Annotated in this window: 6 protein-coding genes and 2 pseudogenes; 5 read left to right on the top strand and 3 right to left on the bottom strand. The window is 68.6% G+C overall.

Going from position 1 to position 13,575, the window contains the following annotated elements; genetic code table 11:
- The first annotated feature begins 254 nt into the window (after positions 1-254).
- The 3 genes from ACFWB8_RS34965 to ACFWB8_RS34955 all read left to right on the top strand — a co-directional run bounded on the left by ACFWB8_RS34965 (position 255) and on the right by ACFWB8_RS34955 (position 7,760).
- Positions 255-548 carry a hypothetical protein gene (locus ACFWB8_RS34965; RefSeq protein WP_385236657.1) on the top strand — a complete coding sequence of 98 codons (294 nt, stop codon included), beginning with the start codon at positions 255-257 and terminating at the stop codon, positions 546-548.
- A 757-nt stretch (positions 549-1,305) separates the two neighbouring features.
- Complete coding sequence (locus tag ACFWB8_RS34960; RefSeq protein WP_385236654.1) at positions 1,306-7,440, top strand: DNRLRE domain-containing protein; 6,135 nt, start codon at positions 1,306-1,308, stop codon at positions 7,438-7,440.
- Positions 7,431-7,760 (top strand): hypothetical protein, encoded by a 330-nt coding sequence (locus ACFWB8_RS34955; RefSeq protein WP_385236651.1) that lies wholly within the window; start codon positions 7,431-7,433, stop codon positions 7,758-7,760. The genes ACFWB8_RS34960 and ACFWB8_RS34955 overlap by 10 nt, the downstream gene beginning before the upstream one ends.
- Before the next feature lie 84 nt (positions 7,761-7,844).
- On the opposite strand, the pseudogene ACFWB8_RS34950 reads toward ACFWB8_RS34955, so the two are convergent.
- Positions 7,845-7,943 (bottom strand): annotated as a pseudogene (locus ACFWB8_RS34950) (DUF397 domain-containing protein); the annotation flags it as partial.
- 35 nt (positions 7,944-7,978) lie between these two features.
- Between ACFWB8_RS34950 and ACFWB8_RS34945 the strand changes: the two are divergent.
- Positions 7,979-8,276, top strand: a pseudogene (locus tag ACFWB8_RS34945) (transposase); the annotation flags it as partial.
- Positions 8,277-8,451: 175 nt separating this feature from the next.
- On the opposite strand, the gene ACFWB8_RS34940 reads toward ACFWB8_RS34945, so the two are convergent.
- On the bottom strand, positions 8,452-9,039 hold the full coding sequence (locus tag ACFWB8_RS34940) for a hypothetical protein (protein ID WP_385236648.1): 588 nt from the start codon (positions 9,037-9,039) through the stop codon (positions 8,452-8,454).
- 1,175 nt (positions 9,040-10,214) lie between these two features.
- Here ACFWB8_RS34940 and ACFWB8_RS34935 point away from each other — a divergent pair.
- Entirely contained in the window at positions 10,215-12,629 is a 2,415-nt protein-coding gene (locus tag ACFWB8_RS34935) for an IclR family transcriptional regulator C-terminal domain-containing protein (protein WP_385236645.1), read from the top strand.
- A gap of 265 nt (positions 12,630-12,894) precedes the next feature.
- On the opposite strand, the gene ACFWB8_RS34930 is transcribed toward ACFWB8_RS34935, so the two are convergent.
- Positions 12,895-13,575: PIG-L family deacetylase (locus ACFWB8_RS34930; RefSeq protein ID WP_385236642.1), on the bottom strand; the 681-nt coding region annotated here is incomplete at its 5' end.

Below are 13,575 nucleotides of genomic sequence, written 5' to 3'. Positions count from 1 at the left end.
ACCGAACTCGTACTACCCCGCCGGACGATGTGCTGGAGTTTCTGGCCCTCCTGCTCGGTCAGCCCGCGAACCCGGACCGGTTGCGCCATCCCGCCGCCCCACTGGTCCGGGAAGGCATTTCCAAACGGCACCACAGGCAACCCGGTGAACCTTCCCGGTCACAGCACTAGCCGGGAGGGCCGCACCACGGCTGTACTGCGGGCAGGCCGGCGCCGGTCCGGCCACGGCCCAGTCATGCCGAGGTCCGCAGCGAAATGGCCTGCGGAAGGAGGACCGCTGCCCCCGGACCGCTGGGCCCGTTCGGCTCGGGCTCGGTGCAGGGCAACGGTTTCGGTGGCGGCGAACTCGCGGCGCCGCTGCTGGACGGCGCTGTCGATCGGCGCCGGCTGCTCATCGGCGAGCTCCTCCGGGTCGGGAAGGCCCACTGGCGGAGCTCCCGCAACACGCGCGTCTGCCGGGCTGCCGCCTCCGCGATGTCCAGGGCTGCCGACGCGCGCAGACTTTCCACCGCCGCGTCGCAGAACTGCGATCCACGCAGGCTGATGTGACGCCTGCTCCGCTGCGTCGAGTCGGCTCCCGGCGATCCGAAGTCGACTCGTCGGTGTGGGCCGGCGCCATGCGGGGTTGCACGGCTTGGCGTCAGAGACCTTGCACCCTTGCAGCAGGGCGGCGGAGTGGGTCCGCCAGCCCTGCGGGGATCTCATGGCCTGCAGCAGTCGGCGGGTCGCATCGAGGCATCCCGGCTCCCCCGGGCCGTTGCCAAAAGGTCTGACTTATGGCGTTCCTGAGGGGGCGACAGTCCGGTTCTCGCTGCCAAGCCTTCACCTGCTCGTTTTCTGGTGGGGTATGGGTGGGGTGTGATTTGCCCATCTGACGCTCTATCAGACTTGTGAAATGCTGCCTGGATTGCAGGATTTGACCCGCAGGTGCCATGTCATGATTTGTTGACCTTTTCCCGTCTGTGCGATTTATCACGCGGTTTGTCTGCTTGAGCGTGTCCAACTTGGGCGATCTTGGTCCGATTTTCGCCGTTTCCTCCCTCGATACGTTCATGTCAGCGCTACCTAAGTGTGGCGCGAATCGGACATTAGAGACTGAGGAACCATGAAGGTTGATACACCCGAGCTCGAGGAGCGCGGGCGGCCCTGGTCTGGGAGGGGCCTGCGCTATGTCGCGGGGACTCTGGCCGTTGCCTTGGTCGTGGGGCTGGTCGACGGTGCGGTCGCTACGGCGGCACCGTCTGAGGTAGCAGGCGCAGAGCAGAAGGCTGGAGTGACCCGGGCGGCGGACATCATGTCCGCTCGTGTGGCAGCTCGTCTGTCCGGCGAGCGCGTCGAAGCGCTGTCGGAGCGGACGGAGACGACCACGACGTGGGCCAACAAGAACGGTTCGCTGACCACGGAGGTTTCCGCGGGCCCGATCCGCTTCCAGGATTCGGCGACGGGCGCCTGGCGTGATGTGGATGTCGACCTGGTCGCGCAGGCGGACGGTGCGGTCCACTCCAAGGCTCACCCGCAGGGTCTGAAGCTTGCGGGCAAGTCCGGTTCGAAGGCCGCTTCGCTGAAGGCGGCTCAGGCCGCTCCGGCCACTGACCTGGTCACCCTCGGCCAGGGTGATGAGGCCATCACCCTGCAGTGGCGTGGTGGTCTGCCGGCGCCGAAGCTGGAGGGCACCAAGGCGACGTACGAGAACGCTGTCCCGGGCGCGGATGTCGTCGTTGAGGCGACCCGTACCGGGTTCGAGCAGTTCGTCGAGGTCAAGGCCAAGCCGGAGGCGGGCTTCTCCTACACGCTGCCGTTGAAGACCAAGGGCCTGAAGGTCGAGCAGCAGGCGGACGGCAGTGTGCTGTTCACCGATAAGGAGTCGAAGAAGACCGCGACGATGCCGGCGCCGGTCATGTGGGACGCGACCGTCGACGCAGTCTCGGGTGAGCACACCCGCCGTGCGAAGGTCGGGCTGAAGGTCGTCAAGACCAAGGAGGGCGTCGACCTGGTCGTCACCCCCGATGCCGGCTTCCTCGCGGATCCGGCGACGAAGTACCCGGTGACGGTCGACCCGTCGACCTCTGCGCTCGGCGACCTGTTCGACACGTACGTCCAGCAGGGCGAGACGGTCGACTGGTCGAACGACACCGAGCTCGACTTCGGCAACCCGGGTACCAAGAACGGTGACGGCAGCTGGCGTACCGCGCGGTCGTTCATCACGTGGAACACGGCGCCGATCTCGGACGCTCTGGTCTCCGATGCGAAGCTGTCGCTGTTCAACTTCCACTCCGGGAACACCGACTGCACCGACCAGCCGTGGGAGGTGTGGACCGCGAACAATGCCTCCACCGCCTCGCGCTGGACGAACCAGCCTGCGATGGCGGCCAAGATGGCCACCTCGACCGAGACCAAGGGCAACCCCGGTTGTGCCTCCCAGCCCGACGGCTGGATCAACGCGGATGTGACCAGCCTGGTCCAGACGTGGGCCAGCAACAAGTGGAACGTCTCGGGCATGGGCCTGCGGGCCACCGACGAGAACAACAGCAAGCAGTGGAAGCGCGTCAACTCCGCCAACGCCGCGAGCAACGTGCCCAAGCTGACCGTCACCTACAACTACCGGCCCAAGACCGGCACCGACCAGCAGGCCGGTCCGCCGTTCTTCAGGGACTCCGCCGGTACGTGGTTCGTGAACACCGTGACGCCGACCCTGCGTGACACGTTCATCGACTCCAACAGCGACAAGATCAACGGCACCTTCCAGATCTTCGACGCGGCCACCGACGCCCAGGTCGGCAACGTCCTCGTCTCCCCCTGGGTGCCCTCCGGCCAGCCCGCCTCGGTGACGGTGCCGACGGGTGTGCTGACGAACGGCAAGACGTACAAGTTCCGCACGAACGCCTATGACGGCACCCACTACAACCTGGCCTGGTCGGCGTGGAACACCTTCACCGTCGACTCCTCCGCCCCTTCCGCCCCCGTGTCCGTCACCTCGACGGACTACCCGAGCAGCGCATGGGTCAAGGGCGCCGGACAGCCCGGCCGGTTCACCGTGACCCCGCCGAGCGGGGACCAGAACGGCGTCGAGTGGTCGCTCGACGGAACGACCTGGACCAAGGTTCCCACCGGCGGCACCACCACCCCGGTGAACCTCGCCATCACCCCCGCCAAGGCAGGCACCAACACCCTCAAGGTCCGTGCAACGGACAAGGCGGAGAACAAGTCCGAGCCGGTCGCGTACACCTTCCACGCCGGACCTGGCGGCGTCACCCTGCCCGACGACGGCACCCGCACCGCCGCGCGCGTCCCGCTGTCCGGTGAGGCCGACGGCGCCAAGTACAACAGCGCCACCTTCTCTTGGCGCCGCAGCGACGCCGATGCCTGGACCGCGATCCCGGCAGGCGACGTGACCACCAGCGGGCAGGCCCTCACCGCCTGGCCCGTGAACCTCACGACGGGCAAGAGCCCCAACCTGACGTGGAACAGCACCTCCACCGTCAACCCCGACGGCACCGTCCAGGTGCGCGCGGACTTCACCGGCCCCGGCGGCGCCGCGTCCTCCGACCCGATCCGGGTCGTCGTGGACCGCAACGCCGACGGAGCCGCGTCGCAGGACATCGGCCCCGGTTCGGTGAACCTCCTCACCGGTGACTACACCCTCACCGGCACCGATGCCCCGTTCTTCAGCATGTCCGTGACACGTACAGCCTCGTCCCGCGCTCCGCAAGCCGGGGCCGGTCTCGAAGGACAGGTGCCGATCTTCGGCAAGGAGTGGCTGTCCGGCACGGTTGCCGATGCCACCGATTCGGACTACCTGCAGATCCTCAAGACCTCGGCCACCTCGCTGGACGTGGTGGTCAACGACGGATCGGCGGTCAAGTTCACCGCCAACACGGCCGGTACCGGGTGGATCCCCGAGCCCGGCGCGGAGGACCTGACGCTCAAGGGCTCCTTCGCCTCCGGTGACTTCACCCTCTCCGACACCGAGGGCGCGGTCACCACCTTCACCAAGGTGGATCCGGCAGCCACGACCTGGACGGTATCCAGCTCGCTCGCCGACGGACTGACCCAGTCCACCACCAAGGTCGTCTCCGAAGCCGTCACCGTGGACGGCAAGAAGCTGGCGCGCCCCAAGCGGGTCATCGCCGCCAGCAGCGCGACCACCCTGGCCGCCTGCGAGGCCACCCCGTCCACCAAGGGGTGCCGGGTCCTGGAGTTCGTCTACGCGACCTCCACCACGGCCACGGCGTTCGTACTCGGCGACGTGGCCGGCCAGGTGAGCACGATCAAGCTGTGGGCAACCGCTCCCGGCGCCGCGGCGGCCACCGCCACGTTCGTCGCCGGCTACGCCTACGACGAGGGCGGACGCCTCCGGGAAACCTGGGACCCGCGGATCTCCCCCGCGCTGAAGACGGCGTACGCCTACGACAGCGCGGGCCGCATCACCACGCTCACCCCGCCCGGACAGCTGCCCTGGACCTTCACCTACGGTCAGGCCGGCTCCAACCCGTCCGCCGGGCCCGGCATGCTGCTCAAGGCATCGCGCCCCACCCTCACTCCGGGGACCGCCGGCCAGACCAACGGCACCGCCACCACCTCAATCGTCTACGGCGTCCCGCTGACCGGCACCACCGCCCCGAACGACCTCGGGACCGCGGCCACCGCCTCCTGGGGCCAGACGGACAACCCGACCGACGGCACCGCCGTCTTCCCCTCCGACCAGGTGCCCGCCGCCAACGACGGCTCCTCCCTGGGCGCGGCGGACTACAAGCGGGCCGGCATCCACTACCTGGACGCCTCCGGCCGTGAGGTCAACTCCGCCACCCCGGGCAACCACCTGTCCGCCACCGAATACGACGAGCACGGCAACACCCTGCGGTCACTGACAGCCGGTAACCGCGAACTGGCCCTCGGTACGACCGCCGACCAGAAGACCCGGCTGACCAACCTAGGCATCAACGCGCTGTCCTCCGGCGAACGCGCCCAGCTGCTCTCCGAGACCACGGTCTACGAGGCGGGCACCACCCGGGAGTCCGACACCTACGGCCCGCTGCGCCCGGTCACCCTCGCGGCGAACCTGACCAGCGGCGCCACCACCGTGGCCACCGCGGGCAGCCGGATCCTGGCCCGTGCGCACACCGTCAAGAGCTACGACAACGGGCGGCCCACGGACGGCACCGCCAAGATCAAGGACCAGGTGACGCAGCAGTCCGTCGGCGCTCAGCCGCGGTCGTGGCCGGACCTGCTCGCCGATCCGCGCGTGAGCACCAACGTGTACGACTGGGCCAAGGGCCTGCCCACCAGCTCCACCCAGGACCCGGGCGGCCTCGCGATCACCACGACCACCACCTACGACGACGCGGGCCGGCCGATCAAGGTCACCCAGCCGGCCTCCAACGGCAACGACGCCGGAGCCACCGTCACCACCTACTACACCGGCGACGGCACCGGCCCCTGCGGCGGCAAGCCCGAATGGGCGGACTCCGTCTGCCAGAACGGTCCGGCCGCGGCCATCACCGGCGGCGGCTCCAACCCGACCCAGCTGCCCACCATCACCACCGAGTACGGGCTGTTCGGCCAGAGCGCCAAGATCATCGAAACCGCCAACGGCGTGACCCGTACGACCACCCTGGGCTCCGACGGCGCCGGACGCCCCACGACCGTCACGGTCACCGGCGGTCTCGGAGCCGCGGCTCCCGCGGTGACCACGACGTACGACAGCGCCACCGGCGAAGCGGTCCAGCAGACCTCGTCCACCGGTGGCACCATCACCGAGGCGTTCGACATGCTCGGCCGCCAGATGTCGTACGCCGACGCCGACGGCGCCACCACGTCCACCCGGTACGACGCGCTCGACCGGCCCACCACGGTGACCGACAGCGTGCCGTCGACCACCACCTACACGTACGACACGGCCCTCGACCCGCGTGGCGTGGCCACATCGGTCACCGACTCCATCGCCGGCACCTTCAGCGCCCGCTACGACGCCGACGGCGAACTGGAGAGCCAGGGACTGCCCGGCGGCTACACCATGAAGGAGGACCAGGACCCGACCGGGGCCGCCACCAGCCGTACCTACACCCGCGACAGTGACGGCGTGGTGCTGGTCTCCGACAGCATCACCACCACCGTGCACGGCCAGCGGGCCACACACGGCGGTACGCCCGGTGTCACCGCGTCGCAGGCCTACACCTACGACAAGACCGGGCGCCTCACGCAGGTGCAGGACACCAGCACGGACGCGGTCTGCACCACGCGTAGCTACACCTTCGACAAGAACACCAACCGCAAGAGCCTGGCGACCGCCACGGCGGCCGCCAACGCCGACTGCACCACCACCGGCGGCACGACCACCGGCAACACCTACGACAGTGCCGACCGGCTGGTGAACTCCGGCTACACCTACGACGCCTTCGGCCGCACCACCTCCATGCCCGGCTCGACGCTGGCGTACTACGCCACCGACCTCGTCCAGCAGCAGACGGCCGGCACCCGGCGCCAGACCTGGGCCCTGGACTCCAACCAGCGATTCCGCTCCTGGACCACCGAGTCCAACAACGCCGGCACCTGGACGCAAACCGCATCCAAGCTCAACCACTACGACTCCGACGCGGACAGCCCGCGCTGGATCGTCGAGGACACCGCCACCGGGGCACTGACGCGCAACGTCGACGGCCTCGACGGCAACCTCGGCGCCACCACCACCAAGACCGGCGGGACCGTAATCCAGCTGGCCAACCTGCACGGCGACATCACCTTGCAGCTGCCACTCGACACCGCGGTCGCCCCGACCGTGCTGGACTCCGACGAGTACGGCAACCCGCGCGCCGGACAGGCGACGACCCGGTACGGCTGGGTGGGCGGCAAGCAGCGCTCCAGCGAGTCCCTGACCGGCCTCACCCTCATGGGCGTGCGCCTCTACGACCCCGCCGCGGGCCGCTTCCTCTCCGTGGACCCCATCCGCGGAGGCAACGCCAACGCCTACGACTACGTTCAGGCGGACCCGGCCAACCGGTACGACCTGGACGGCCGGATCTGCTGGTCCTGCGGGTTCAAGGCAGTGGGCCGCGTCGCCTGGAAGTACAAGTGGGACATCGCCTTGACCGCTGCCTGCTTCATCCCCGTCGCGGCGCCCGCGGTATGGGCCTACCGCGCCTACCGGGTCGTCCGAGTCGCGCGTGCGGCCCAGCAGGCGGGCAACCTGAGGAAGGGATCGGTGGCGGCCACCCGAGCCACCTCGTGGCTCGCCGGACGCATGTGGACCGGTCGGGGCGCCACCCAGCAGGTTGCCCGCAATGGTGCGAAATGGCTGCAAAATGGCCAGCGCCACTGGCGCAGCCCCTGGAGGAAGGGGAAGAGCTGGTCGTCGAACCTGGAGTACTCCCAGAAGGGCAGGCATGACTACTTCAATTTCCACATCACTCACCGGGCTCCGAGGAGGTGGGCGCGATGGTGGTAGCCGGTGAGTGGCCTGAGCGGGGCAGGATCGGGCTCTGCCGTTCCGGGGAGTACGCGGGGGCATACGCACTCCTCGTACCCGAGGTACCGGGTTGGTGGGTCTGCTACCTGGGTGACGCGAACGGCACGGCCGTCGATGACTTCACCGTCACCGACGAGTCCGTGACGGAGGTCGTGGAGTCCATGGCGATCACCTGGCTCGACGGACCCGAGGCCGAGCTTCGGGAACGGGAGGTGTTCGGCTACTGGGACGAATGGAGCGCGCGGCAGACCAGCCGCGAGCCCGGTCGTCTGAGCCGGTTCCTCCGAAGGAAGCGGTAGCCGAGGGCTATCGCCTTATGGTTCGGGCCCGGCGGGGTAATCCCCCGCCGGGCCCGAGTCCGTTGCGGCGGGGTTACCGGCGGCTCAGGCCCGCGCGACCCCGCCGAGGAACGCGACCCAAGCCTCGAGGGCCACGGCCAGCTGGGGGCCGGCCGGGACCTTGGAGTCCCGGATGTGGATGGCCGTGGCGCAGTTGGCGACCTCGACGCAGTTGCCGCCCTCGAACCGTCGTGCAGACCTGCGTCGTCCACCCCTCTGCGGGCGTCGTTCCGCTATGCCTGCCTCCAGGACTGGGACAACATCGCGAAAGCACTGAAGCCGGTCTACACCGCTCCGACCGAAGACGCCGCCACCAGCCGGTTCCTCGAGTTCTGCGAGGAATGGGGCGGAAAGTATCCGGCGATCGTCAGGTTGTGGGAGAACGCGTGGGCGGAGTTCGTTCCATTCCTGCAGTTCGGCGCCGAGATCCGCCGGATCGTCTGCACCACCAACGCGATCGAGTCCGTGAACGCCCGTCGGCTCCAGGTTCCGCCAGCTTCGGTCACCAGGACATGCGGGCCTACCAGTCAGTCACGGCCGAGGGAGAGGGAGGAGCGCACGCTCCACCTCAAGACCGGCTTCTACGACCAGTTCCTGCCGGCACTGGACCGCCTCGCCCCCTGCCCGTCCTGACCCGGCAGACCGGGTCCCGTCACCAGCCGAGCTGCGGCTCGCCCAGGACCTCGCCGCCGATGTGGGCGGCCAGGTCCCGGGCCCGGCACGGGTCCCCGAACTTGCCCACGTGGACGAAGACGGTGTGGTCGTGGGCAGAAGAGCCCCACTGGGGGTCGTCGCCGTGGAACACGACCTGGACCCCGTCGTACTTCGGACTCGCGTACTGGCCCGCCTCCGGATCGTCCGGCCACGAGCCATGCCAGTCGATGGCGGCCATGCCCCGGCCGAGTGCCGCCACGAAGCGGTCCTCCACGCCCGCCGGAACGTCCAGCCCCCCGATGTCCAGGGGCAGGTGCGGCTCCAGTGCGCAGTCGTCCGCCGTCGTCACGTCGAGGTCGAACCAGAGGTCCTCGCCCGCCGGGCCGGTCCGCATCTCCGAGTACTCGAACTTCACCCCGGGCAGGACCGCCACCATCCGCCGGACGTCCTCCACCGTCAACAGCTCGGCGAAGAGCCAGATCCGGTCCTCGCGCCGCCACAGCAGCGCGCACAGTTGCCTGGCCTTGGCGTACGCGGTGGCGGCGTCGTCGGTACGGAAGACGGGATACGCCTTGGAGTTGCCCATGGCTGAACCGTCACATGCGCCGAGGAGCCCACGCCACCGCATTTCAGCTGGTCAGGTCAGGCCGGAGCGACCGGCGCCGCCGCGCGCGAACCCGTCTGCGAGCGGACCGCGCGCCGCAGAGCACCGACACAGGGTGACGATCGACTGGCAGCATGGCGAATACGCGACTCCTGAACATGCGGGCCTACCAGTCCAAGGCCGCACAAGTACGCAAGGGGTGGGACGGTTCGGATGCCGAGGCGACCCACGGTGTCAAGCTCGTTCGCATGTGCGCCCGATTCCAGGTGCACGCGCTCTCGGCATATGCCTTCTCTCCCCCTGCTCGTGCGCCGGGTTTCACGACCGAAATGTTACTGCGAGCGCCTCGTGCGCTCCGGCGTGCAGGAGGTGCCTCCGCTGGCATGGAACTGCACGTCAGGGGCCGGTCATGGTCTACGCCATTCACCGGACGGGCTGTCATGCCGTGATGAGAACGCGGAGTTGGCTTCGTGGAGGTTTCTGATGGGAGAGGCGGCGTAGCCGGGAGCCGGTAGCATCTGAGATGCCTTCTCTCAAGGTGACGGTATGACGGTCGGCTTATTCGATCTATTCGATCGGCGGCGGGCCGACCGAGTCTGGCCCGGGAGAGGGGGTGGTGAAGTGGACGTCGACCCGCCTGATTCTGGCGGGGAGAAGAAGCGACTCCGAAAGATCGTCAAGACCGGATCCGTCTGGCTACTGGTGCAGGCCCTCGCGGCCGTAATCCGCTGGCTGTTCGGCAAGGTTCTATAGACGGTCGGGTCCCCTGCGCGAACAGGGGACCCCGGAGCACGTGACTCCACCAGCCGGCCCTGCGCCCTCAACGGCTTAGACCACAAGGGGTGCAGGGCCACCTGTGCCTGCGGGGGCGTACCGCGAACGCGGCCGACACCCGATACCACAGGGGGCCAAACAGCTACCAGGTTCGCGTATTTCGGTCCCCACAGCCAGTGACCTGGCCTCTAATTTTACATCGTTGCAGGTGAGATGAGTCCTACGGGAATCGGTTCACTCTGCAACGTGCGGCAGGCGGGTCATGAATAAGACCAGACATCTGGAAGGGGCGACAGATGGCAAGGGGACTCACCGACTTCGATCCTAGGGCTCTCCAGGAGCTGCGTTGGAGATTCCCCACTTCCCCCACGGGAAAGCCCGGCTTGACCGCCTCTGATCTCGCACGGCGCATCGGCGCCACGAAAGCCCAGATCGTGGCATACGAGAACGGCCGCACCGTGCCCGACCCCAAGAGGGTCGCCGAACTCGCGCGCGCCCTGAACGTCGAACCCGCACGCCTGATGCGCACGTGGAAGAGGACGAAGTGGACGGTCGCGGATCTGCGCCGGGCCACAGCCCTGACCGCCTCCGAGGTCACTGTAAGGCTCCGCGTCTCGGCCAAGGCCTACCGCCGGTTCGAGCAGTACGGCGTTGTCCCGGCCCAACGCCGGCTCTTCCTCGACGACCTGGCCGACATCCTCGGAGTGTCCAACGGAGCCGTGAAACAGGCCATGGACAACATTCCGGCAGTCGTCGAACGCCGGGACCGAGGCCACCGGATCGCCCGCACACTGGTCGACCAGTACGTACACGACGACCGGGTCTGGAAAGGACCGCGCGCCAAGGACGAACTGCTTTCGGAACTCGCCGCACTCTACGGGCGCAGCGCTCAGCGGCTGCGACCGGTGCTGACGCACCTGCTGGGCCAGTTGCGGCAGCGGGCGGTGCTCGTCGAGCGCGAGCGGGTCGTCGCCGAGTACGACACCGATCCGGTCCGCCGACAGCGGGCCTACACCGCGTGGACCCAGCACAGCAGCAACTTCAATCGCGAACTCGCTCAAGTCGGCACCCGGCTGGAGTCCTACTACCGGGATGGCCAGCCGTCCGACGTATGGCAGGCCATCGTAGACCTGTACGAGCTGGGCGCCCGGCCCAGCGGCGTATGGGTGCCCCTATCACTGCTGGCAAGCGACGAGACCGCACAGAGCCTGCCGCGCCCGTTCGTGAAACAACAGGACTTCGGCGACCTCGTCGCCGCACAACTCACCCAGCCCGGAGTGAGCCACCTCCATGTCTTCCGCCACCTGTACGCCGCGCTGTATCCGGCAGTGCGCAAGCCTGCAGCACCCGGCAGCACACACTCGTCACCCGGGCGTGGGCAATTGCCCGACAACCACTTCACCCTGCCCGGCATCACGGAACGCTTCGCCGTCCCCCAGCCCGTCATGACCCGCCTCCAAGCGGACGCCGACTTGCGGGGGACAGCAGGACTCCCCCTCTCCCCCACCATGACGCTCGTCTTCGGCCCCACTACCCACGGCTCCGTACCCCGGCCGCGCCCCCGGCCCGCCGAGACCACACCCCCGCAGACCATTGACCCAGGCACCGCGCAGGCCCCGGCCGAGCCGGAAGCCGCCCCGCCCACCAGCCCGGTCATGCACCCCGGTACCGAATCCGACGCTCTGCGCCGCGCCCGCCTCGCCCACACGGTCGTCGACGTCCTTGAAAAGCACCCCGTCGGCGTGGAAAGCGCCCGGATCGGCCGGGCCGCGGGCATCCCGGCCGCCGAGCTCGCCCCACTCCTGGCCATGCTGTGCGAAGAGGAGTTCGCGGTCGCGGTCGCCGCCGACGTCTACGCTCCAGGGCCGGCACTCGACCGGCTCGCTTCCCCCGGCGGCGTCTGGCTACAGATCCAGCACACCCTGGCCCTGGCACGCGACACCGTCGGCGCGGCCGTCTACTACTCCCGGTACGTCGACGGAGAAGTCCAGATCACACAGCTCGCCGACAGCCCCATCACCCCACGCGTCAACCAGTGGGTCGACTTCAAAGCTGCCGCCCACGCCAGCGCCGTCGGCAAAGCCCTCCTCAACCAACTCCCGCCAGGCATGCGCGCCGACCACTTGTCCCGCCACCGCACCGCCCGCCTCACCCGCCGCACCATCACCAACCCGCGCCTCCTCATCGACACCCTGGACCGGATCGCGCCCGGCCAACCGGTCTACGACCTACGCGAGTACGCGAACAAGGTCGTGTGCGGCGCGATCGGAGCCAGCACCAGCACCGAAATCGGCACACTGGCACTGTCTCTCCCCCTTGCCAGCGCGCACCGGCTCGAAGCAGCAACCCGCGCCCTCGCCCAAAAGGCCGTACCCGTCCTCCTCGCCCTGCTCATCGCCGAGACCATCCCGGCCCAGGGTCCAGGCGACACACTCCAGGCCAGCGAACCAACCAGCAGCAATATCACCCAGGCAGGAATCCGCCGCCTGCACGCGGTCTTCCGCACCCCCCTGACCGCCCCCCGGGACATCCAGAACGTTGCGCTCACTCCTGCACCCGGGCCCCACCTCGCAACCGACAGCGCCAGCAGCTCCCTCTACCTCTTCGAAGCCCCCGCAGAGCCTGCCGACATCACCGACCCGAGTCCCGGCCTCGTCCTGCCGCACACCTACATGCCCATTCCCACCGCTCGACCGACCGCCTTCACCACCACGCCGCACACGACCTGGCAGGGCCACGAGCAACCCGACCGCCTCCTGATCTTCCGCAGCGAACAGGCATCCGACCGGGCCCACTGATCCCTCATGTGTGGGCGGGGCGGCACCCCGAAAGGGGCGACGCGGGCCTGCTCCAGGCGTGCCTTCGTCGCCCAAGCCGATGAGTCGGGGCACACGGTCGGCCGGACTCCGGGGCGAAGCCGACGGCTGCCAGGTGCCCGGCGAGGTCGGGAGCGATAGCCGCCCACCGCTCCCGCAGGGAGCCGCCGGCGGCCGGGAGCTCCAGGCCCGCTCGATCGGGCCGTGCGGCCGATGAGTTTTCCTGGGCCCCGGTCGGATGGGCGGATCAGCGCAGTCCGGCGAAGAGATCGTTCTCGGGTACGGCCGCGCCGGTGGCGTCCTTGACACGTACGAAGGTCTCCATGCCCATCAACTCGCCGAACCTCTCTTTGCCCATCTTGAGGAAGAAGATGTTCTCGCCCTGACTGGCGTGCGCGGCCAGCGCATCGAACTTCTCCCCGCTGAACGCGGTGGTGTCCACCCACGTGGTGATCTCATCGTCGGGGAGGCCGATCTCAGCCATCGCGGCGGCCTCGGCAGGATCCGGCTCCGGCATGTCCTCATGAAACTCGCGCATGATCTCCCCGAACCGCTGCATCCCCGAGCGGGGCATCGTCGTCCAGTACACCTTCGGTGTCAGCGCGGTCATCTCCAGCGCCGCCATCGTGATGCGGTGGGCCTGGATATGGTCGGGGTGGCCGTAGAAGCCGTTCTCGTCGTAGGTGACGACCACATCGGGTCGGTAGTGCCGCATGAGTTCCGCGAGTCGGGCGGCGCCTTCCTCCACGGGGGTCTGCCAGAACGATCCGGGGGCGTCGTTGCTCGGCCAGCCCATCATCCCGGAGTCGGCATAGTCCAGCATCTCCAGATCACTGACCTTCAGGACGTCACAGCTCGCTACGAGTTCTTGACGGCGCATCAAGGCGACGGCCGCCGAATCGTGCCCGGGATCGCCCGGCTTGACACC

The sequence above is a fragment of the Streptomyces sp. NPDC060031 genome (assembly GCF_042736805.1).
Lineage (GTDB): Bacteria > Actinomycetota > Actinomycetes > Streptomycetales > Streptomycetaceae > Streptomyces.
The sequence above is the reverse complement of the archived record's forward strand: the minus strand, read 5'-3'. Positions and strand labels throughout refer to the sequence as shown.

Coding starts and splice junctions, on each gene's coding strand:
- ACFWB8_RS34955 (WP_385236651.1), top strand. CDS start 7,431: ATGGTGGTAGCCGGTGAGTGGCCTGAGCGGGGCAGGATCGGGCTCTGC.
- ACFWB8_RS34965 (WP_385236657.1), top strand. CDS start 255: ATGGCCTGCGGAAGGAGGACCGCTGCCCCCGGACCGCTGGGCCCGTTC.
- ACFWB8_RS34940 (WP_385236648.1), bottom strand. CDS start 9,039: ATGGGCAACTCCAAGGCGTATCCCGTCTTCCGTACCGACGACGCCGCC.